At 72.3% G+C, this 21,114-nt stretch carries 14 protein-coding genes; 7 read left to right on the top strand and 7 right to left on the bottom strand.

Annotation, left to right across the window (positions count from 1 at the left end; all coding sequences use genetic code 11):
* Positions 1 to 309: 309 nt before the first annotated feature.
* Together ddaH and ACZ7D7_RS16265 are read left to right on the top strand one after the other, a co-directional pair.
* The gene (gene ddaH / locus ACZ7D7_RS16270) at positions 310 to 1,086 is read left to right on the top strand and encodes a dimethylargininase (protein WP_470824946.1); all 777 of its coding nucleotides are present in this window, start codon (positions 310 to 312) and stop codon (positions 1,084 to 1,086) included.
* A gap of 218 nt (positions 1,087 to 1,304) precedes the next feature.
* Positions 1,305 to 2,282 (top strand): acyl-ACP desaturase, encoded by a 978-nt coding sequence (locus ACZ7D7_RS16265; RefSeq protein WP_470824945.1) that lies wholly within the window; start codon positions 1,305 to 1,307, stop codon positions 2,280 to 2,282.
* 43 nt (positions 2,283 to 2,325) lie between these two features.
* Here the strand turns inward: ACZ7D7_RS16265 and ACZ7D7_RS16260 are convergent, their stop codons facing one another.
* From ACZ7D7_RS16260 to ACZ7D7_RS16250, 3 genes are all read right to left on the bottom strand, one after another.
* Complete coding sequence (locus ACZ7D7_RS16260) at positions 2,326 to 2,571, bottom strand: WhiB family transcriptional regulator (protein WP_470825339.1); 246 nt, start codon at positions 2,569 to 2,571, stop codon at positions 2,326 to 2,328.
* A gap of 407 nt (positions 2,572 to 2,978) precedes the next feature.
* Complete coding sequence (locus ACZ7D7_RS16255) at positions 2,979 to 4,016, bottom strand: LacI family DNA-binding transcriptional regulator (RefSeq protein ID WP_470824943.1); 1,038 nt, start codon at positions 4,014 to 4,016, stop codon at positions 2,979 to 2,981.
* Between the two features lie 151 nt (positions 4,017 to 4,167).
* Positions 4,168 to 5,118 (bottom strand): multicopper oxidase domain-containing protein, encoded by a 951-nt coding sequence (locus ACZ7D7_RS16250; RefSeq protein WP_470824942.1) that lies wholly within the window; start codon positions 5,116 to 5,118, stop codon positions 4,168 to 4,170.
* Between the two features lie 234 nt (positions 5,119 to 5,352).
* Between ACZ7D7_RS16250 and ACZ7D7_RS16245 the strand changes: the two genes are divergently transcribed.
* Both ACZ7D7_RS16245 and ACZ7D7_RS16240 read left to right on the top strand, forming a co-directional pair.
* Complete coding sequence (locus tag ACZ7D7_RS16245) at positions 5,353 to 7,836, top strand: ThuA domain-containing protein (RefSeq protein ID WP_470824940.1); 2,484 nt, start codon at positions 5,353 to 5,355, stop codon at positions 7,834 to 7,836.
* Between the two features lie 53 nt (positions 7,837 to 7,889).
* Entirely contained in the window at positions 7,890 to 10,040 is a 2,151-nt protein-coding gene (locus ACZ7D7_RS16240; protein WP_470825338.1) for an OmpL47-type beta-barrel domain-containing protein, read from the top strand.
* Positions 10,041 to 10,077: 37 nt separating this feature from the next.
* Here ACZ7D7_RS16240 and ligD read toward each other — a convergent pair whose 3' ends face one another.
* The gene (gene ligD / locus ACZ7D7_RS16235; protein ID WP_470824939.1) at positions 10,078 to 11,106 is read right to left on the bottom strand and encodes a non-homologous end-joining DNA ligase; all 1,029 of its coding nucleotides are present in this window, start codon (positions 11,104 to 11,106) and stop codon (positions 10,078 to 10,080) included.
* 73 nt (positions 11,107 to 11,179) lie between these two features.
* On the opposite strand from ligD, the gene ACZ7D7_RS16230 reads away from it, so the two are divergent.
* Positions 11,180 to 12,256, top strand: a complete 1,077-nt coding sequence (locus tag ACZ7D7_RS16230) for an ATP-dependent DNA ligase (RefSeq protein WP_470824938.1) — start codon at positions 11,180 to 11,182, stop codon at positions 12,254 to 12,256.
* A gap of 18 nt (positions 12,257 to 12,274) precedes the next feature.
* On the opposite strand, the gene ACZ7D7_RS16225 is transcribed toward ACZ7D7_RS16230, so the two are convergent.
* A complete protein-coding gene (locus ACZ7D7_RS16225) occupies positions 12,275 to 13,465 on the bottom strand; it encodes a zinc-dependent alcohol dehydrogenase (RefSeq protein ID WP_470824937.1) in 1,191 nt (396 codons plus the stop codon).
* Positions 13,466 to 13,697: 232 nt separating this feature from the next.
* On the opposite strand from ACZ7D7_RS16225, the gene ACZ7D7_RS16220 reads away from it, so the two are divergent.
* Positions 13,698 to 14,672, top strand: a complete 975-nt coding sequence (locus ACZ7D7_RS16220; protein ID WP_470824936.1) for a DUF3048 domain-containing protein — start codon at positions 13,698 to 13,700, stop codon at positions 14,670 to 14,672.
* A 211-nt stretch (positions 14,673 to 14,883) separates the two neighbouring features.
* Here ACZ7D7_RS16220 and ACZ7D7_RS16215 read toward each other — a convergent pair whose 3' ends face one another.
* Positions 14,884 to 17,568 (bottom strand): ATP-binding protein, encoded by a 2,685-nt coding sequence (locus ACZ7D7_RS16215; protein ID WP_470824935.1) that lies wholly within the window; start codon positions 17,566 to 17,568, stop codon positions 14,884 to 14,886.
* Between the two features lie 328 nt (positions 17,569 to 17,896).
* On the opposite strand from ACZ7D7_RS16215, the gene ACZ7D7_RS16210 reads away from it, so the two are divergent.
* Positions 17,897 to 18,865 (top strand): DUF2510 domain-containing protein, encoded by a 969-nt coding sequence (locus ACZ7D7_RS16210; RefSeq protein WP_470824934.1) that lies wholly within the window; start codon positions 17,897 to 17,899, stop codon positions 18,863 to 18,865.
* Positions 18,866 to 18,919: 54 nt separating this feature from the next.
* Here the strand turns inward: ACZ7D7_RS16210 and ACZ7D7_RS16205 are convergent, their stop codons facing one another.
* Positions 18,920 to 20,971 (bottom strand): phosphocholine-specific phospholipase C, encoded by a 2,052-nt coding sequence (locus tag ACZ7D7_RS16205; protein WP_470824933.1) that lies wholly within the window; start codon positions 20,969 to 20,971, stop codon positions 18,920 to 18,922.
* Positions 20,972 to 21,114: the final 143 nt, after the last annotated feature.

Raw genomic sequence — 21,114 nt, 5'->3', positions numbered from 1 at the left:
GGTTTCGTCCGACCCAGTCCCGAGGGTTTCGTCCGACCCAGTCCCGAGGGTCTCGTCCGACCCGGCCCCAAGGGTTTTGCCCCACCCGGTCCCAAGGGTTTCGTCCCACCCGGTCCCGAGGGTTTTGTCCCACCCGGTCGGCGGGCATGATGGCCGCCAATGGCGCACAGGGCGCACGCGCGGCGCACGACGGCCTCGCGGGCGCCCCCGTGACCGCCGGCGGCGCCCGACGGCAGGCCGGGTGCGCCCCGCTGCCGCCGGTGCCGCATGATGGCCCCACCAGCAAGTCCTCGATCCGGAGATGCCCCCGTGCCCAGCAAGAAGGCCCTCGTCCGCCGCCCCGGCCCGCGCCTCGCCGAAGGTCTGGTGACGCACATCGACCGGGAGAAGATCGACGTCGATCTCGCCGTCGAGCAGTGGGAGGGATACACGCGGGCGCTGCGCGACAACGGCTGGGAGACGATCGAGGTCGACCCGGCCGACGACTGCCCCGACGCCGTCTTCGTCGAGGACACGGTCGTCATGTACAAGAACGTCGCGCTGATCGCCCGTTCCGGCGCCGAGTCCCGGCGCGCCGAGACCGCCGGCGTCGAGGAGGCCGTGGCCCGCCTGGGCTGCTCGGTCAACTGGGTCTGGGAGCCCGGCACGCTGGACGGCGGCGACGTGCTGAAGATCGGCGACACGATCTACGTCGGCCGCGGCGGGCGCACCAACGCCGCCGGGGTGCAGCAGCTGCGGGCCGCCTTCGAACCGCTGGGGGCGCGGGTCGTCGCCGTGCCCGTGACCAAGGTGCTGCACCTGAAGTCGGCGGTCACGGCGCTGCCGGACGGCACGGTCGTCGGGCACATCCCGAAGATGGACGTGCCGTCGCTGTTCCCGCGGTTCCTGCCGGTGCCCGAGGAGTCCGGCGCGCACGTCGTGCTGCTCGGCGGCGGCAAACTGCTGATGGCCGCGAGCGCCCCGAAGACGGCGGAGCTGTTCGCCGACCTCGGCCACGAGCCGGTCGTGGTGGACATCGGCGAGTTCGAGAAGCTGGAGGGCTGTGTGACATGCCTCTCGGTGCGACTGCGGGAGCTGTACGCCTGACCCGGTGAGCGGAACGTGCGGTTCGGCCCCCGGCCTGCGGGTCGGGGGCCGTGCCGTACCCGGGAACGGCCGGGCGGCGGCCATCCGTATGCCGGGACACGACCCGGTTGATCAGCGGCCTTTACGCCACACTTAACCTACGGCCTCGTAACCTACGGAAACGTAGCCTACGATTGCGTAGGTTCCCGTATTCCGCTCAGCAGTCCCATGGAGCCTTCATGACGATCACCACTCCCCATCTCGGCAGCCCCGCCGGCGCCTGGACCGACGCCCAGCTGTTGTACGCCCTGGAGGAAGTGGTCGAGAAGGAACTCAACCGGCATCTCCAGGTCGCCAAGGACTGGATGCCGCACGAGTACGTCCCGTGGACCGACGGCCGCAACTTCCCCGGCCTCTTCGAGGACGGCGAGGCCTGGGAGAAGGAGCAGTCGAAGGTCACCGAGATCGGCCGCATCGCCCTCGTGGTCAACCTGCTCACCGAGGACAACCTGCCCAGCTACCACCACGAGATCGCCTCGCTGTTCGGCCGCGACGGCGCCTGGGGCACCTGGGTGCACCGCTGGACCGCCGAGGAGGGCCGGCACGGCATCGTGATGCGGGACTACCTGCTCACCTCGCGCGCCGTCGACCCCGACAAGCTGGAAGAGTTCCGCATGGCGCACATGAGCGAGGGCTTCGAGTCCGACAACCGCCACTCCATGCTGCACTCGGTCGCCTACGTAGCCTTCCAGGAACTCGCGACCCGCATCTCGCACCGCAACACCGGCCACCAGTCCGGCGACCCGGTCTGCGACCGCATGCTGGCGCGCATCGCGACCGACGAGAACCTGCACATGGTCTTCTACCGCAACCTGCTGAAGGCCGCCTTCGAGCTCGCCCCCGACCTGACGATGCAGGCCGTGCGGGACGTCGTGGTCGACTTCCGCATGCCCGGCCACGGCATCCCCGGCTTCGAGCGGGCGGCGGCGCAGATGGCGATCGGCGAGGTCTACAACCTGCGGATCCACCACGACGACGTGCTGCAGCCGGTGCTGCGCTTCCTGAAGATCATGGAGATCGACGGGCTCGGCCCCGAGGGCCTCAAGGCGCAGGAGGAGCTGGGTCTGTACATGGACGGCCTGGACTCCGAGGCGTCCAAGTTCGACGAGAAGCTCGCCGCCCGCAAGGCCCGCATGGCAGCCCGCGCGAGCGCCTGACACGACCGTACGGCGGCGTACGGGGCGGGGCCGGCCCGGCGGGTCAGCGGCCGGTGCGCCTGAGTTCCAGGCGTTCCTTCTCCGACAGGCCGCCCCACACGCCGAAGCGTTCGTCGTTGTTCAGCGCGTAGTCCAGGCACGCGGAGCGCATCTCGCACATGCCGCAGATGCGCTTCGCCTCGCGCACGGAACTGCCCGGCTCGGGAAAGAAGAAGTCGGCCCCCGTCTGCGCGCACAGAGCCCGCTCCTGCCAGGCGGTGTCGGCCGGGGTGATCGTCTCGATGTGCATGAGGGCGATCGTGCCGTGCCGCGAAAAACGTTCGATCAACGACCGCTCAACGCCGGACACAGGGCCTCCGGCCACCCCGATCGTCGCGCGGCGCGCAAGCCGAAGCACGGCGGCGCGCCGCACCACGCGACTTCTGGCGGCATGTGCCAACCGCAGCTTCCCGATCGGCATTTGACACCCACCCGACAGGCGCACCCCGCCCGGAAGGCATCGCCCCGCCTGGCAGGCGCCACTCCATCCGGCAGGCGTCGCCCGCCTGGTACACGCCACCCCACCCGGCAGACATCGCCCCCCCCCCGGCAGGCGTCACTCCATCCGGCAGGCATCGCCCCACCCGGTACGCGCCACCCCACCCGGCAGGCGTCACTCCGGCCGCTCCGCCCGTTGGAGGCCCCGCCCGGCAACGCCTACGCGGAAGCGCGCCGTACCAGCGTCGTCGGCAGGATCACGCTCGACGGCGCGCCGCCCACGGACCCGGCCGACTCGTCGCGGTCCAGGCCGCGCAGCAGCAGCCGCGCCATCAACCGGCCCATCTCCTCTATGTCCTGACGCACCGTCGTAAGCGCCGGATCGGCCTGTTCGGCGACCGCCAGCATGTCGTCGAAGCCGATCACCGCGACGTCGTCGGGCACCCTCCGCCCGTGCTCGCGCAGCACCCGCAGGGCACCGGCGGCGGTCAGGTCGTTCGCTGCGAACACCGCGTCCAGGTCCGGGCAGCGCTCCAGCAGGTCCCGCATGGCCCGCTCGCCGCCCGCCGGCGTGAAGTCGGCCTCGGCGATCAGCCGCGGGTCGGCGTCGACCATCACGTCCCGGAACCCGGCGAGCCGGTCGACCGCCGACGTCTGGTCGAGCGGGCCCGTGATGTGGGCGACGCGGCTGCGGCCCAGCCCGATCAGGTGGCGCACGGCCTCCCGGGCACCGCCCCGGTTGTCGCTGTCGACGTACACGACCGCGCCGCTGCCGTCGCTCCAGCCGGGCCGGCCGCCGAACACGGTCGGGATCCCGGCGCGCTGGATCAGCCCGGGCAGGGGGTCGTCGAGGTGCAGCGAGAAGACCAGCGCCCCGTCCACGTGCCCGCCGGAGAGGTAGCGCGCCACCCGTGCGTGGTCGTCGCGGCCCTCGGTGAGCAGCAGCACCAGCTGGTTGTCCTGGGCCGTCAACTCCTTGCTGATGCCGCGCAGTTGCAGGGCGAAGTAGGGGTCGGCGAAGACCCGGGCCTCCGGTTCGGCGATGACGACGGCGACGGCGTCGTGCCGCCGGGTCACCAGGCTGCGGGCGGCCTGGTTCGGGACGTAGCCGAGTTCCTCCACGGCCCGCCGGACCCGCTCCACCAGGCTTTCCCGTACTCCCGCCGCGCCGTTGACCACCCGGGACACGGTGGCCCGCGAGACCCCGGCCCGCGCGGCCACGGCCTCCAGCGTAGGACGCGGCGCTGTCTCGCTCACTTCGGGGCTCCTGCTCGTTCTCGGCGGCTGCCGCTCAGGATAGCGCCGGGCGGACGGCGACGTGAGAGCGCTCTCCGGGAACGGAAACGCGCGGCCACGCCACCGCCGCCCGCCGAAGCGGATCACCGGTGCGGAAACGAGAAGGAGCCGGTCAGTGCTCGTGCGGATCATGGCCCGGGATCGTGCCGTCCGGCTTCTTCACCAGGAACATCCCGACCATGCCCATGTCGGAGTGGCTCTGCACGTGGCAGTGGTACATCCACGCCCCGGCGCCGACCCCCTCCCCCGCGATCACCTGGAAGCCGAAGGAGTCCGCCGGGCCGACGATCTTGTTGTCGATCACCTGACTCGGGTCGTCGGGTCCGGTGAGCATGCCGGTACGGTTGTCCGCCCAGCGGTGACCGTGCATGTGGAACGTGTGGTAGTACTCGCCGTGCGTGATCATCACGAACTCGACGCGGTCCCCCACCGTGGCCTCGAAGTCGGGGCCGGTGTGCGCGGGCCTGTTGTTGATCGTCATGTCGTTGAAGACGATCGTGTACGTCTTGTCGGGCAGCACGTCTCCCTTGCGGCGCACGATCACCGGCCCGTACAGGCCCTTGCGGATGCCGCCGGTGCCGTGCTCGGTGCCCACCACGTGGTCGTGGTAGTGCCAGTAGCCCGCGCTGCCGGCCCGCCAGGTGCCGTCCTTGCGGCGGCCCGGGGCGTGCGTACGCCAGGTGTAGGTGCGGGTGCCGCCGGGCTCCACGTGGCTGTTGTTCATCTTCGTGCCGTCGCTGGAGATCTCGTAGTCCAGCCCGTGGACGTGGAGGCTCACCGGCACGTCCATCGTGTTCTCGAACTCGATGTGGAGCGTGTCGCCCTCGTTGAGCTCGATCAGCGGACCCGGGATCGTCGCCCCGCCCTTCTCGAGGCCGTAGCCCATCTGCCCGTCGGCGAGCTTCTCCGCGTACAGCTTGACGCGTCTCACCTCGCCGCCGGCCGGTGCCGTCCCGGCCAGTGCCTCGGGCGCGCCGACAGCGGACTCGGGACCGAGAGACAACGATGTCGCGACGGCCGCGCCGCCCAGCATCACACGGCGGTTGAAGCTGCGTCTGTCCATGCCGAACTCCCCATCCGGATGCGGAATGTGACGGTCTGCAAGGGGGCGTAGCTGTGAGGAACCTGTGCGACGGTACCGACCCGGCGCGGGTTTATCCACACTCAGGACAAAGTTCGTTGAATCACGGTCATACCTATTGGCGAACCACGCAAAGACGTCTAGCTTCCTTGGCGCTGTTGCCGCGACCGAGGAGGGGTGGGTGACCACATGCGATTCACCTCGCATCAACGGCCCATGCACCAACGAGGATTGAGCGCGAGAAGCACCGGGCGGAGAACCCGGGCGGCGTCCCTGACCGCGGGATTCGTCGCCGCGGGGCTGCTGTCCGCCCCCGCCGCCGACGCGGGCCCGCTGCCGGAACCGTCCGTGACAACGATGTCCGTGAAGTCGCCGCCCGGTGGCGCGAATGTGCGGGTGCTGCTGTTCCACGGCTCAGCGGCCGGGGAGGAGTCCCCGGCCGTGAACGCCGGGATCGAGGCCCTCGAACGGATCGGCCTGTCGGGTCCGTCGGCCGAACGTTTCCGGGTCGAGGCGACGGACGACGCCTCGGTCTTCACCGATGAGGCGGAGCTGGGGCGTTACAACGCCATCGTGTTCCTGACCGGCGGCGGCGACGTCCTCGACCCCGACCAGGAGGCCGGCCTGGAGGCGTACATGGAGGCCGGCGGCGGATTCGTCGGCATCCACGACGCGGCCCGCGCCGAGCCGTACTCGGACTGGTTCACCGGACTCATCGGGGCCCGCCCGGCCGCGTCGTCGCCGACGACCGCGCAGCGGGCCACCGTCGAGGTCGGCGACCGCCGGCATCCGGCCACCAAGGACCTGCCGGTGGAGTGGAAGCGACCGGACCGGTGGCTGAACTGGACGAAGAACCCCTCCGGTGAGGTGCATACAGTCGCCCGCGTACGGGAGTCGACATACCAGCCGGGGTCGTCCGCGAACGGCTGGGACCATCCGATCAGCTGGTGCCGGGACTACGACGGCGGGCGGTCGTTCTACACCGGCATGGGCGGCACGGTCTCCTCCTACGACGAGACCGACTTCCGCGCCCATCTGCGCGGCGCCCTGCTGTGGACGACCCGCATCGCGCAGGCCGACTGCAAGGCCACCATCAGCGGCAACTACAAGGCCGAACGCCTCACCCGGCCCAACCAGCCCGGGCAGAACGACCAGATCGGCGAGCCGCACGGCCTGGTCACCGCCCCCGACGGCCGGGTGTTCTACATCGGCCGCGGCGGCGCCGACGCCTCGCAGCCGGTCATCACGGACTGGAACAACCCCGACATCGGCAAGGGCAAGGGCGAGATCCACGTCTACGACCCGAAGACGAGGCAGGTCACCCTGGCCGGCGAGCTGACCGTCTTCGGCAACAAGGGCGGCGGCGACGAGCTCACCAAGGTCGAGGAGGGGCTGCTCGGTATCGAGCTCGACCCGCGCTTCGCGGACAACGGCTGGGTGTACCTGCACTACACCCCGCACTCGGAGATCGACCGCGAGACGCACATGGCCGAGCGGCGCGTCTCCCGGTTCACCTTCGACCACGCGTCCGGCAGGCTCGACCCCGGCAGCGAGAAGGTGCTGCTGAAGTGGCCCGTACAGATCCACAGTTGCTGCCACTCGGGCGGCGGCATGGCCTGGGACTCCAAGGGCAACCTGTACATCGCCACCGGCGACAACAACTCCAGCGGCTTCAGCGGCGGTTACTCGGGCAACAACCCGGAGCCGAACTTCAAGGGCGTCTCGTTCGCCGACGCCCGCCGCACCGCCGGCAACACCAACAACCTCAACGGCAAGATCCTGCGCATCCACCCGGAACCGGACGGGACCTACACCCTCCCCGACGGCAACCTCTTCACCGGCCGGGAGACCGACGAGGGCGGCGGCAAAACACGCGGCGAGATCTACGTGATGGGCGTGCGCAACCCGGCGCGCATCTTCGTCGACAAGACGACCGACACCCTCTACGCGGGCTGGGTCGGGCCGGACGCCGGCCAGCCGTCACCGGTGTGGGGACCGGCGAAGTACGACACGTTCGCCGTCATCACCGAGGCGGGCAACCGGGGCTGGCCGTACTGCATGGGCAACAAGCAGCCCTACCGGGACCGCAATCTGCCCGATCCGAGCAAGCCCCTCGGCTGGTACGACTGCGACCACCCCAAGAACGAGTCGCCGCACAACGACGGCCTGGTCGACGTGCCGCCGGTGACCGGCAACAACATCTGGTACTCGCCGCAGGGCGGGGCGCCGGACTTCCCGCGCGACGCGAACGGCGTCCCCTCCTACAAGGCGGAGGAGGCCACCTACCGGCTGCCGTGGCTCAAGGGCGGCGGGCAGGCCGCGATGAACGGCCCCGTCTACCGCTACGACGCGACGAGCACGAGCGCGGCCAAGTGGCCGTCGTACTGGGACGGCAAGTGGTTCGTCGGCGACTTCTACGACGCCGACCAGCCCCGCAACGCCGTGCTCATGGATCCGCGCACCCAGGGAGACGGCGGTCTTCCGGTGCACTCGGAGTCGCTGAAGAAGATCGTGCCGGTCGGCAACGACGGCATCAAGAACCTCATGGACTGGAAGTTCGGTCCCGACGGCGCCCTGTACGTCCTCGACTACGGGCGCGGCTTCTTCACCTCGGACGCCAAGTCGGCGCTGTGGAAGGTGACTTACACCGGCGGCGGGCCGACGCCCGCGGCCGACCAGCTCGCGAGGAGGAGCCGGTGACACGGCTGACACGGCAACGAAGAGTCTGGGCAGCCCTGTTGGCCGCCCTGCTGATGACGCTGGGCCTGCAGACGACGGCCACCGGGCAGGACACCCCGTCCGCGCGGGCCGCGCAGGTCCTCACCTGGACCGCCGGCGACGACATCACCAAGTACACGTCGGCACCGGCGACGGCGGTGGCGGGCCCGGCGACGATCGTCTTCGAGAACAGCGCGGCGACCGGCAACACCACCGGCATGCCGCACACCCTGACGTTCGTCACGAGCGACCCCGAGTACAACAGCGACGTGCGGCTGAACATCCTGGCCAGTCCCAACGACGACCAGGGCGGCAAGCACACCGCCGAGGTCACCCTGACGCCCGGCCGGTACCTGTACCACTGCACGATCCCCGGCCACGGCGAGATGCGGGGCGTCCTCGTGGTGACCGACGGCGGCGGGGACGACACCACGGCGCCCGAGGCGACGGCCGAGGTGCGCGGCACGCAGAACGCCGAGGGCCAGTACGTGGGTTCGGCGAGCGTGGCGATCGCCGCGACCGACGCGGGCGGGTCCGGCGTGGACCGGATCGAGTACGCGCTCGGGGCGGACGGCGCCTGGCAGCCGTACACCGCGCCGGTCGTGGTCGACCGGGTCGGCGAGCACACGGTGCGCTACCGGGCGCTGGACAAGGCGGGCAACGTGTCGGCGGAGAAGAGCGTCACGTTCGCCGTCGTCGCCCCGCCGTCGGACGACACCACGCCGCCGGAGACCTCGGCGACGGTCAGCGGTGAACGCAATCCCGACGGGACGTACGTCGACATGGCGACGGTCACCGTCACCGCGTCCGACACCGGGTCCGGCGTGAACGGCATCGAGTACGCGATCGGCAGCGACGGCGCGTGGCGGGCGTACACCGGGCCCGTGATGGTGCACGAGGCCGGCACGCACACCGTGCGGTACCGCGCCACCGACAAGGCGGGCAACGCGGCGGCCGAGAAGAGCGTCGAGTTCACGGTGGTCTCCGCGCCCCCGCAGGACACCACGCCGCCGGTGACGGGCGTGACCGTGGCGGGCACGAAGAACGCCGACGGCGCGTACGTCGGCAGGGCCGAGGTGACGATCGCGGCGACGGACGACGGCGGGTCGGGTGTGGCCGGTGTCGAGTATTCACTCGACAGCGGACCGTACATCGCATACAGCGCACCGCTGATTGTCGACCGCATCGGTACCCACACCGTCGCCTACCGGGCGACCGACAAGGCCGGCAACACCTCCGAGCCGCGCACGGTGAGCTTCACGGTGGTGGCCGGCGGCGGGGTCCCCGCGCCGGACTGCCCCGAGTACGACGAGCGGCTGACGGTGATCGTCGGCACGGTCGACTCGGGTGTCCCGAACCGGGTCACCGACAACCGGTGCCGGATCAACGAGCTGATCGAGGACGAGAAGGAGTGGACCTCGCACGCCCTCTTCCTCAAGCACGTGAAGTCCGTCCTGGACGCGCTGCTGAAGGAAGGCGTCGTCGACCAGCGCGAGTACAACGCCGTCCAGCGCGCCGCCCGGCAGTCCGGGATCGGCAAGCCCGGGCAGACGGAGGGCTACCGCAAGATCCTGGACGGCAGCGCGGAGTCGTTCGCGCGGTGGCAGCAGGTGGGCGGCGGTTCGTTCGCGCTGAACGCGGACGGGTCGATCACGTCCGGCACCACCAAGGCGGGCCTGGGCATGCTGTGGTTCCCGGAGCGCAAGTACGGCGACTTCTCGCTGCGTCTGCAGTGGCGTGACGACGCGCCGGGCACGGGCAACGCCAACTCCGGTGTCTTCGTGCGGTTCCCGTGGATCCACGACCACCCGGAGGAGCCGCGGCCGGAGTGGGCGGCCATCAAGTACGGGCACGAGGTGCAGGTGTTCGACCGGCCCGACGGCGACATGTACAAGACGGGTTCGGTCTACGGCTTCGACCGCGTGGGCCTGTCCGGCGCGGGCGTGACCCCGAAGGGCACCTGGAACGACTACGAGATCCGGGTGGTCGACCAGCACTACTCGGTGTACCGCAACGGCGTGCTGATCAACGAGTTCGACAACACCGGCGGGCAGGTCTTCGTGCCGCCGCGCTCGGACGACCCGGGCACGGACGGCCGGCGCTTCGCCTCCGGCTACATCGGGCTCCAGGTGCACGGCACGACGGACGTGGTCTCGTACCGGGACGTCCGTATCCGGGAGTTGTAGGGGCGAGCGCCCCGGCCCCCACCGGCCGGGCCGGGTGTCAGGAAGCGGCCGGGGGCCGGTCCTTCCTGGCCCGGCTCGGCTGGACCCGGGTCGGCTCGCCCGGCATCTTCGGGTACTCGGGCGGGTACGGCAGATCGCCCAGCCCGTGGTCGTGCTCGTCCTTCCGCGCCAGCTCCAGCAGCGCGTCGAGGGAGTAGGCGTGGTCGTCCATGTCCGCGTGCACGTCGCCGAGTTCGGCGAAGCGCGCGGGCATGGTCGCGATGTCGAAGTCCTGCGGATGCGCCTGCCCGACCTCCTCCCAGCGCAGCGGCGCGGAGACGGGGGCGTGCGGGCGGGGCCGTACCGAGTAGGCGGAGGCGATGGTGCGGTCGCGGGCGGTCTGGTTGTAGTCGATGAAGATCCGCTCGCCGCGTTCCTCCTTCCACCACTTGATGGTCACGCGGTCGGGCATGCGGCGTTCCATCTCGCGTCCGACGGCGATGGCGGCGCGCCGCACCTGGGTGAAGGTCCAGCGCGGTTCGATGGGCACGAAGACGTGCAGTCCCCGGCCGCCGGAGGTCTTGGGCCAGCCACGCAGTCCGCCGAACTCGTCGAGGACGGCGCGCAGTTCGTGGGCGGCGCGAGCGGCGTCGTCGTAGTCGGTGCCGGGCTGCGGGTCGAGGTCGATGCGGAGTTCGTCGGGGCGGTCGACGTCGGCACGGCGGACCGGCCAGGGGTGGAAGGTGAGGGTGCCGTACTGGGCGGCCCACAGCACGGCGGCCTCCTCGGTGGGGCACATCTCGTCGGCGCTGCGGCCGCTGGGGAAGGTGATGTGGGCGGTCGGGATCCAGTCGGGCATGTTCTTGGGGGCCCGCTTCTGGAAGAACGACTCGCCGCTCACTCCGTCGGGGTAGCGCTCCAGCGTGGTGGGGCGGTCGCGCAGGGCACGCAGGATGCCGGGGCCGACGGCCACGTAGTACCGGGCGAGGTCCAGCTTGGTGTAGCCGCGCTCCGGGAAGAACACCTTGTCGGGACTGGACAGGCGTACCGTGCGCCCGCCCGCTTCCAGTTCCACCGCGTCACCCATGCGGCCACGGTAGGCGCAGGGGACGGACCTCGCACACCGGGCGGACGGGATGCTTCGGGCGCAGAATCGGACCATGGATCTCCCGGTGATGCCGCCCGTGAAGCCGATGCTCGCCAAGTCCGTGCCGAGGATTCCCCCGGACATGCACTACGAGGCGAAGTGGGACGGGTTCCGCGCGATCGTGTTCCGCGACGGGGACGAGGTGGAACTGGGCAGCCGCACCACGAAGCCGCTGACGCGGTACTTCCCGGAGCTGGTCGCGGCGCTGCGGGAGCGGCTGCCCGGGCGGTGTGTGCTGGACGGGGAGATCGTGATCGCCCGGGAGGGGCGGCTGGACTTCGACGCGCTGACCGAGCGGATCCATCCGGCCGCCTCGCGGGTGCGGACGCTGGCGGAGCGGACCCCGGCCTCGTTCGTCGCGTTCGACCTGCTGGCCCTGGACGACGAGTCGCTGCTGGACGTGCCGCTCACGGACCGGCGGGCGCTGCTGGTGCGGGCGTTGTCCGGGGTGACGGCGCCGGTGCACGTGGCGCCGGCGACGACGGACGCGGCGGTGGCGGAGCGGTGGTTCGAGCAGTACGAGGGCGCCGGTCTGGACGGGGTGGTGGCGAAGCCGCTGGGGGTGCGGTACCTCCAGGACGAGCGGGCGATGTTCAAGGTCAAGCACGAGCGGACGGCGGACGTGGTGGTGGCGGGCTACCGGCTGCACAAGAGCGGGCCGGTCGTCGGTTCGCTGCTGCTGGGTCTGTACGACGACCGGGGGGCGTTGCAGCACGTGGGGGTGTCGGCGGCGTTCTCGATGAAGCGGCGCGCGGAGCTGGTGGCGGAGCTGGAGCCGCTGCGCATGGACGACGTGGCGGGGCATCCGTGGGCGGCGTGGGCCGAGGAGGCGGCGCACGAGACGGCGCGGCTGCCGGGGGCGCCGTCCCGCTGGTCGGGGAAGAAGGACCTGTCGTGGGTGCCGCTGCGGCCGGAGCGGGTGGCGGAGGTGGCGTACGACCACATGGAGAACGGGGCGCGGTTCCGGCACACTGCGCGCTTTCGCCGCTGGCGCCCGGACCGCACCCCGCAGAGCTGCACGTACGCGCAGCTGGAGGAGCCGGTGCGCTACGAACTGGCGGAGATCTTCGCCCCGCCAAAGACCCGCTGACCGCCGGCTCCGGCCGGCTCAGGGTTCCATCAGCACCTTCACCGCGCCGTCCTGCTTGCGCTGGAACATCTCGTACGCGTGCGGCGCGTCCGTCAGGGGCAGCCGGTGGGTGGCGAAGTCGTCGACGCCGAGCGGGTCCTCGTCCGTCAGGTAGGGCAGGATGTCGTCGCTCCAGCGGCGCACGTTGGCCTGGCCCATACGGATCTGGAGCTGTTTGTCGAACATGGTGAGCATCGGCATGGGGTCGGCCGTGCCACCGTAGATGCCGACGAGGGAGAGGGTGCCGCCGCGCCGGACCAGTTCGATGGCGGTGTACAGGGCGGCGAGCCGGTCGACGCTGAAGCGCTCGGCGAGCGGTCCGCTCAGGCGGCGGGGCATCATCGCGGCGGCCTGCTGGACGAGGCGGGCGGCGGCGCTGCCGTGGGCCTCGCTGCCGACGGCGTCGATCACGGCGTCGGGGCCGCGGCCGTCGGTCTCGTCCTGGATGGCGGCGACGAGTTCCTTCTCGTTGTCGAAGGCCCGCAGGTTGTACGTCTCGACGCCCCGGGCGCGCGCCCGGCGCAGGCGTTCCGGTACGAGGTCGATGCCGAAGACGCGTCCGGCGCCGCGCACCTGGGCGATGCGGCAGGCCATGTCGCCGATGGGGCCGAGGCCGAGGACGGCGACGGTGCCGCCCTGGGGGACGTCGGCGTAGGCGACGGCCTGCCAGGCGGTGGGCAGGACGTCGGAGAGGTAGACGAAGCGGTCGTCGGGCGGGCCCTCCGGGACCTTGATCGGGCCGAAGTGGGCCTGCGGGACGCGCAGGTACTCGGCCTGGGCGCCGGGGACGGCGCCGTACAGGCGGGTGTAGCCGAAGAGGGGGGCGCCCATGCCCTCGCTGGTGACCTGGGTGGTCTCGCACTGGGTGGGCAGTCCGGTGGAGCACATGAAGCAGTGCCCGCAGGCGATCTGGAAGGGGACGACGACGCGGTCGCCGGGTTTGAGGTTCGTGACCTCGGCGCCGACCTCCTCGACGATGCCCATCGGCTCGTGTCCGAGGATGTCGCCGGGTGTCATGAACGGCGTGAGCACCTCGTACAGGTGTAGGTCGGAGCCGCACAGGCCGGTGGACGTGATGCGGATGACCGCGTCCGTCGGCTCCTGGATCTTCGGGTCGGGCATGTTCTCCACGCGCACGTCCCGCTTGCCCTGCCAGGTCACTGCCCTCATCGCGCCCGCTCCCTCCGCCGGCGTCCGGTTCCGGTCCTCGGTCCTCGGTTCTGAGGTCCTCGGTTCTGCGGCGGCACCCGGGTACCCGGCGCCCCGGCACCGAACCTCTCCGCCCGCCGGACCCGCCGTGGGCCGTTCGGCCCATCCACCGGGCGCGACCGAAACCGATCGGGTATGGCCACTTTTGACCTGACAAGCGCACAATCAAGGGACCAGGACAGGGTGGGCGACGGTGGCCAAGGGACGAGGGACGCGCTTCGGGCGCGCCAGGACGACGGCGGTGCTGGCCGCGGCGGTGACGGCCTCGCTCGCGGCGGGCTGCACCGCGGGCCCGGGCCCGGCGGACGACGGCCGGGCGTCGAGCCGCGCCCCGTCGCGCGGCACGGCGGACACCGCCGCCTCCGTCCTCGCGGTGAAGATCGACAACGCCCGCGCCGCCCGGCCGCACACGGGTCTCGACGCCGCGGACGTGGTGTACGTGGAGCAGGTCGAGGGCGGGCTGAGCCGGCTGATGGCCGTGTACGCGACGAAGCTGCCGGAGGCGGTCGGGCCGGTGCGCAGCGCGCGCGAGTCCGATCTCGAACTGCTGGCGCAGTTCCGGCGCCCGACGCTCGCCTACTCGGGGGCGCAGGGCAAGCTGAAGCCGCTGATCGAGGACGCCCCGCTGCGGGACGCGTCACCGGCGCGGGAGAAGGACGGGTACTTCCGCGAGCGCGGGCGGGCCGCGCCGCACAACCTGTACGTGCGGCCGGACCGGCTGGTGCCGTCGGCGCCGGGTGCGGACGCGCTGACGACCGGTTTCCGGTACGGGGCGGCTCCGGCGGGCGGCCGGGCCGAGGACTCGCTGACGGTGCGCTACCCGGCGGCCCGCTTCACGTTCACCTGGTCCGGGGGCCGGGGTGGCTGGCTCGTCGGGATGGACGGCGCCGCGGCCGCGCGGCAGCCGGCTCCGGCGACCGTCGTCGTGCAGTACGTGACGGTGCGCCCGTCCGGCTTCCGGGACTTCCTCGGCAACAACACGCCGTACACCGAGACGGTGGGCTCGGGGCGGGCGACGGTGCTGCGCGACGGGCGCGCGCACGAGGTCGCCTGGAAGCGGCCGTCGGCCACGGCGGGAACGTCGTTCACGCAAGAGGACGGCACGCCGGTGAACTTCGCCAAGGGCCAGGTGTGGGTGGTGTTCGCGCAGGCTCCCGGCGAGCGGTGAGCGGTGAGCGGTGAGCGGTGAGCGGTGAGCGCAAGCGGGTATGTCGTCGGGCGGCGCCCGGCGGGCGTTCGGGTCAGGGCCGCGCGGCGAAGGGCTCGCCGGGGTCGCGGAGCTTTTCGGCCGCGTCGGCCACGCGGCGGACGCCGGGACGCGGAAGCGAAGGAGCCAAGACCCGCCCCGCCCAGGTCAGTGCAGGCCCGCCCCGCCCGAGTCAGCGCAGGGCCGCCCCGGCCGCCAGGAGTTCCTCCGCGCGGGCCACCAGTCCGTCGGCGCCGCAGGAGCGGGCCAGTGCCAGGCCGCGCTCCAGCTCGGCCGTCGAGCGGGCGGCGATGCCGTACTCGACCCTGGCCACGGCGTGTTCGTACTGGCAGGGCGAGGCCTCCAGGCGGGCGACCGCCTGCCCGGCGAGCTGCACCGCCCGCCGGCCCGACTCCAGGGCGGCGGCGCAGCGCAGCGCCTCCCCTATGGCGGTGTCGGTGCCGAACCGCTCCGCGTGCCGGCGGGCCTCCAGGGCCAGGTGCGCGGCGCGGGCCGGGTCCTCGACGGCCAGCGCGCGGGCGAGGTCCGCGGCCCACGGCATGAGCACCGGGTTGTGGTGGCCGCGCGAGGCCGCCGCCTTCCCGGCCGCCTCCAGCTCGTTGACGCCCTCCTTCGTGCGGCCGGTCGCCAGCAGCAGCCTGCCGCGCACCGAACGCGGGTCCGGCATCACGATCGTCGACGGGTACGGCGGGGCGAACTCGTAGCGCTCGGCGATGTCCCAGGCCTCGTCGACGTGGCCGCGGGCGAGGAGCGTGTCGACGAGGTTGCAGGTGGCCGACCAGTACAGGGGCAGGCCGCGGCCGACGCTCTCGGCCAGGCGCAGGGACTCGCGCAGCGACTGCTCCGCCTCCCTGAGACGGCCGCGCCTGCGGTGGCCGAGGCCGACGTAGGCGTGCGCGAGGGCGAGGTGGCCGCCGCGCCAGCCCGCCGACTCGTAGGCCCTGAGCGCCTCGTTGTAGAGGCTCTCGGCGCGGTCGAGGCGGTCGGTGTAGGCGTAGGCGGTGGCCAGCATCAGGGGCAGTTCGATGCCCCACTCGGTGTCCGTCCAGCCGAGGCCCGGTGCCAGGCGGCCGTTGACGAGGGCGCGGTCGCACAGTTCGGCGACCTCCTCGGCGTTCTCCCCGTGGGTCATCGCGTCGAAGCCGCGCAGCATCAGCAGGGCGCGCTCGGAGTTGTCGCGGCCGAGGCAGGTCGCGGCGAGGTCGGCGAGCCGCTCGCTGCGGCGGGGCGAGGTGACCTCCCCGGCGTGGATGCCCTCCCACATGAAGTGCACGGCCTGCAGCCGCATCCGGGCGGGGCCCGGTTCGTGCCGGGCGGCCTCGGCCTCGACGGTGCGGACGGCCTCCTCCACCTGGTTGTTGTGGAGCAGCGCCTGGGAGAGGCGGACGACGGCGTCCACGCGGGCCTCGCCGTCGAGTCCGGGCATGCCGAGCGCGGTCCGCAGGTGGCCGATGGTCTTGGCGGGCGCGGTGAGGAGGGTGGCGCAGCCGAGTTCGTAGAGGACGCGCGCGTGGACCTCGGGGCGGGGCGGTTCCGCCAGGGCGCGTTCCAGGCAGCGCAGGGCGGCGTCGGGGGCGCCGACGGCGAGGTGTTCGCGGGCGGCCTCCCGCAACTGCTCGACGACTTCCTCGTCGTCGTCCGGGTGGACCTCCAGCAGGTGCCGGGAGGCGGCGGCGACGCCCCGGCCGGAGTCCAGCAGGAGTTGGGCGGCGATGCCGTGCATGGCGGTGCGCAGCGCGGCGGGGATCGACTTGAGGACGTCGGTCGCGATCAGCGGGTGGACGAACTCCAGGTCGCCGTCGTCCACCGGGCCGTTCGCCGGGTCGGGCGGGGTCAGGATGCGGGCCTCGGAGAGGAGTTCGGCGCAGCGCAGGGCGTCGGCCCTGGTCATGGTGGCGAGCCGGGCCGCCAGGTCGACGGTGATGCCGTTGCCGAGGATGGCGGCGGCCCAGGCGAACCTCGTGGCGTCGATGCCGAGTTGCTCCAGCCGGGCGACGAGGCCGCCGCCACGGGCCGCGCGGTTCAGGGCGCGCAGTTCGGCGGCCTGCGCCTCGGTGGGCTGGAGTTCGCTGTCCCGGACCTTGGCGAGGAGTTCGACGGTCTCGTACGGGTTGCCGCCGGTGACGGCCCACACCTCGCGGCAGAACGCGGCGTCGGCGTGCTCGCCCAGGGTGGCGCGGGTCAGGCCCGCGGTGGCCTGCGGGGTGAGGGCGCTCAGCGCGGCGCAGGGCCGGTCGGAGACGGCGGTCACGGCCTCGAGGTGGCGGGCGCTCTCACCGGCGGCCTCGCCGGGGCGGCGCGCCACGACGAGCAGCACGGACAGGTCGGTGACGCGCTCGGCGAACGCGGCCAGCCAGCGCAGCGTCTCCTGGTCGGCCCAGTGGGCGTCGTCGATCAGCAGCACCAGCGGCCAGTCGCGCCGGGCGAGCCGCCGTACGGCGACGACGAGGCCGTCGCACACGGCCTGCGGGTCGGCCTGCCGCTCGCCGGGTTCCGCTATGCCGAGGGCCGGTCCGGCGATGTCGTACCAGTCGCCGAGGTACTCGCGGGCCTCCTCGGGGAGCATCGACACGAGCGCGGGCTGGAGCAACTGCCGTACCACGTTGAAGGGGACGGACTTCAGCGTCTCGCCGCCGCGCGCCGACCACACCGTGCATCCGCGGGCCTCCGCGATGCGGCGGGTCTGTGCGAGCAGGGCGGTCTTGCCCAGTCCGGCCTCGCCCCGGAACACCAGCACGCTGCCCGACGAGGAGCGGTCCGCGCACAGGATCCCGACCGCCTTCTCCACGGCGGCGACTTCCTCGTCGCGCTCCCACAGGGAAGCCGAGGCGGCGGCCGTGGGCCGTACCTCCGTCATCCCGCTACCTCCCCAAGTCGCCCGAACGACGTACAGAACCCGAGCGTAGCCGCCCGATCGGCCCAGTGGTGCGTCCTCCGCGCAGCAGTTGCCGTGACGGGTGACACCTGGTATCGGCGAAGCGACGCCCCCGGCTCACCACCAGGGGGCCCGGATTCCGGGTTCCGCCAACGGGCCCCGCCCCGCCGGGGGTTGGCGCGGGACGTTCACGAAAGCTTCACGGGTGAGGGCCAGGGGGACCCGGAGAGGTCTCGGGGGTGGTCTCGGGGGTGGTCTCGGGGGGTGGGGCTCTCATCCGGCTTTCACCGTCGCCTCATACGGTGGGGCCATGACGCAGGCGACTCCTCCCGGGTGGTACCCCGACCCCGGGCAGACAAGTGACGGTCCGGCCACCGAGCGCTGGTGGGACGGCAACGCATGGACGGCGCAGACCCGGCCCGCGGGCGGGGCGGCCGCGTGGGGTCCCCCGGGGCAGCCGCAGACCGGCGGGGCGTATCCGGTGCATCCCGGGTACGCGGGGTATCCCGTGCGCCCGTCGTCCCGGCGCGGGCTGCGCGCCGGGACGGCCGTGGTGCTGGCCGTGGTGGTGCTGGCGTGCATCGGCGCCGGTGTGTACGTGCTGAACGACGACGGCGGCACGGGCGGCGGCACCGCCGCCTCGCAGGGCCCGGACGGCCGGCGGCCCGGCGACACCGGGGGTTCCGGGGGCTCCGGCGGCGACGGCGGGAAGGACGGTCCGTCGCCCGACGGGTCCGAGCCGCCGAAGGTCGAGAGCGGCTCCGTCACCGACGCGATGAGCGGGATAAGCCTGCCCATACCCGACGGCTGGTACGGCCAGGCCCTCGACGTCGGCGCGTCGGTGACGTCCGAGGACGCGTACGAGTGCCCCGGCGACACGTCCAAGACGTGCACCAAGGGCGGCGCGTACTCGGCGCCCGCGATCGCGCTCGGCACGAGGGGCGACACCCCGGAGGAGGTCGCCAAGGCGGACATCGCGAAGAACGCCGAGGAGTCCTACGGCGGCAAGTCCTACGGCGCGATCACCTCGCACGACGTGCTCGCCTCCAAGGCCGTCGCCGTCGCCGGGCAGAAGGGATACCTGGTCCGCTGGAAGGCGGTCACCAGCAAGGGGGCCGACGGCTACGTGCAGTCGCTGGCGTTCCCCTCCCCCACCGTGCCCGGGAACATCGTCGTCGTCCGCTTCGGCGTCGACACCGACCAGTCCGAGGCCGTGATCGACGAGATCACCGAGGGCATCGAGAAGGCGTCGGGCGGCGGCAGCGGCCAGGAGGTCTGAGGACCGTGCCGTGAGGCCGCCGTCGGCCGGTGGCGGCCGGCGGCAGCCGGCGCGCTACTCGGTGGCGGTCGCCGGGTCGCTCACGCCCGGCCGGCCGTTCTCGACGTGGCCCGCGAACCGGCGCAGGAAGGACGGGTCGGAGTCCGACGTGACCGTGAGGTCGTACCAGCGGCGGCTCGGGGCGAGGCCGACGGTGTGCCGCACGGTGGCGCCGGGGCGCACCGCGACCGTCGCCGGCGCGCCGCCGTAGCCGTTGGTGATCCTCAGGCGGACCGTGCCGGGGCCCGTGTTGGTGAGCGTGAGCCGGATGTCGTCGCCGCTGGGGCGGGCGGTCGCCTCGGGGCCCGCCGCGCGGCCCCGGCCCCGGAAGGCGCGCAGGAAGCCGTTCGGGCCGTGCACGGTGAGGTCGTGGACCCCGTCCGAGAACGCCGAGTTCCACGTGTCCGAGACCGTCCGGCCGGCGGCGGTCGTGTACGTCCAGGGACCGTCCGCGCGGTTGCCGGACGTCACGAGGAACGCGGCGCCCGCCTCGGCGCCGGAACCGAAGGTGAGCGTCAGCGTCCCGGCGCCGGCGTCGGCCGAACCGTCCACGTGCGGCGCGTACTTCAGCGGGCGAGCGGGCCGCAGGCCGCGCTCCTGGCGGGGCAGCCTCGGGTCGGCGGGCGGCGTCGGACGGTAGTCGGGGTGCCGTTCGCGGTCCGGCGGCTCGTACGCGTCGGTGTCCGGCAGCGCGGCCGGCCTGCTGTCCTTGCGGGAGAAGTCGAACGCGGACGTCAGGTCGCCGCAGATCGCCCGCCGCCACGGCGAGATGTTCGGCTCGCGGACGCCGAACCGGCGCTCCATGAACCGCAGGATCGAAGTGTGGTCGAAGGTCTCGGAGCACACGAACCCGCCCTTGCTCCACGGCGAGACCACCAGCATCGGCACCCGCGGACCGAGCCCGTAGAAGCCCTCCACATGTGTCCTGCTGCCCGGGAAGACGTCCAGGGAGACGTCGACCGTGGACCTGCCCCGCGCGGCGGACTTCGGCGGCAGCGGCGGCACGACGTGGTCGAAGAAGCCGTCGTTCTCGTCGTACGTGATGAACAGCGCGGTCCTCGCCCACACCTCCGGGTTGGCGGTGAGCGCGTCGAGGACCTGCGCGATGTACCAGGCGCCGTAGTTCGAGGGCCAGTTGGAGTGCTCGGAAAACGCCTCGGGGGCGGCGATCCAGGAGACCTGCGGCAGCGTCCCGGCCGTCACGTCGGCCCGCAGCCGGTCGAAGTAGCCGTCGCCGCTCTTCACGTCGGTGCCCGTGCGGGCCTTGTCGTACAGCGGGTCGCCGGGCCGGGCGTCGCGGTACTTGTTGAAGTACAGCAGGGAGTTGTCGCCGTAGTTGCCGCGGTAGGCGTCCTCGATCCAGCCCCAGTGGCCGGCGGCGTCCAGGCCGTCCCCGACGTCCTGGTAGATCTTCCAGGAGACCCCGGCCGCCTCCAGACGTTCGGGGTACGTCGTCCAGTCGTAGCCGAGTTCGTCGTTGCCGAGGACCGGGCCGCCGCCCTCGCCGTCGTTGCCCGTGTGCCCCGACCACATGTAGTAGCGGTTGGGGTCGGTGGAGCCGATGAACGAGCAGTGGTAGGCGTCGCACACGGTGAACGCGTCGGCGAGGGCGTAGTGGAAGGGGATGTCCTCCCGCGTCAGGTACGCCATGGTCGTCGTGCCCTTCGCGGGCAGCCACCTGTCGTACTTGCCGTCGCGGTAGGCGGCCTGGCCGTCCGGCCAGCCGTGCGGGAGCCCTTCGAGGAACTGCATGCCGAGGCCGTCGGCGTCCGGGTGGAACGGCAGCACCTCGCGGCCGTCCTGCTCCTGGTGCCACACCGACTTGCCGCTGTCGAGCCGCACCGGCCGCGGGTCGCCGAAGCCGCGGACGCCCCGCAGCGTGCCGAAGTAGTGGTCGAACGAACGGTTCTCCTGCATGAGGACGACGATGTGCTCCACGTCCTCGACGGACCCCGAGCGGTGGTTCGCCGGGAGCGCGGCGGCCCGCTGGATGCTGGCGGACAGCGCGGAGAACGCCGCACTCGCGCCCGCGACCTGGAGAAAGCGACGCCGGTTGACTTCGGGCATGACGGAGGACCTCTCGCCGGGTAGGGGGACGGGACCGGCCGGGTGTGACGGAACGCGCGCGAAAGGAGTGTTCCAGGAGCACGGAACGTCGGGAAAGGGCGCGATGGCGTCGGCGTGAAGGTCGTCGGTACGGCGTGTGCCGT

Source organism: Streptomyces sp. NPDC037054, assembly GCF_055606745.1.
This window is presented reverse-complemented; position numbering and strand designations above follow the sequence as displayed.

Excerpts from the sequence above, each read along its gene's own strand:
- ACZ7D7_RS16265 (WP_470824945.1), top strand. The coding sequence starts at position 1,305 with ATGACGATCACCACTCCCCATCTCGGCAGCCCCGCCGGCGCCTGGACC.
- ACZ7D7_RS16260 (WP_470825339.1), bottom strand. The coding sequence starts at position 2,571 with ATGCACATCGAGACGATCACCCCGGCCGACACCGCCTGGCAGGAGCGG.
- ACZ7D7_RS16250 (WP_470824942.1), bottom strand. The coding sequence starts at position 5,118 with ATGGACAGACGCAGCTTCAACCGCCGTGTGATGCTGGGCGGCGCGGCC.
- ACZ7D7_RS16245 (WP_470824940.1), top strand. The coding sequence starts at position 5,353 with ATGCACCAACGAGGATTGAGCGCGAGAAGCACCGGGCGGAGAACCCGG.
- ACZ7D7_RS16240 (WP_470825338.1), top strand. The coding sequence starts at position 7,890 with ATGACGCTGGGCCTGCAGACGACGGCCACCGGGCAGGACACCCCGTCC.
- ligD (WP_470824939.1), bottom strand. The coding sequence starts at position 11,106 with ATGGGTGACGCGGTGGAACTGGAAGCGGGCGGGCGCACGGTACGCCTG.
- ACZ7D7_RS16230 (WP_470824938.1), top strand. The coding sequence starts at position 11,180 with ATGGATCTCCCGGTGATGCCGCCCGTGAAGCCGATGCTCGCCAAGTCC.
- ACZ7D7_RS16225 (WP_470824937.1), bottom strand. The coding sequence starts at position 13,465 with ATGAGGGCAGTGACCTGGCAGGGCAAGCGGGACGTGCGCGTGGAGAAC.
- ACZ7D7_RS16215 (WP_470824935.1), bottom strand. The coding sequence starts at position 17,568 with ATGACGGAGGTACGGCCCACGGCCGCCGCCTCGGCTTCCCTGTGGGAG.
- ACZ7D7_RS16210 (WP_470824934.1), top strand. The coding sequence starts at position 17,897 with ATGACGCAGGCGACTCCTCCCGGGTGGTACCCCGACCCCGGGCAGACA.
- ACZ7D7_RS16205 (WP_470824933.1), bottom strand. The coding sequence starts at position 20,971 with ATGCCCGAAGTCAACCGGCGTCGCTTTCTCCAGGTCGCGGGCGCGAGT.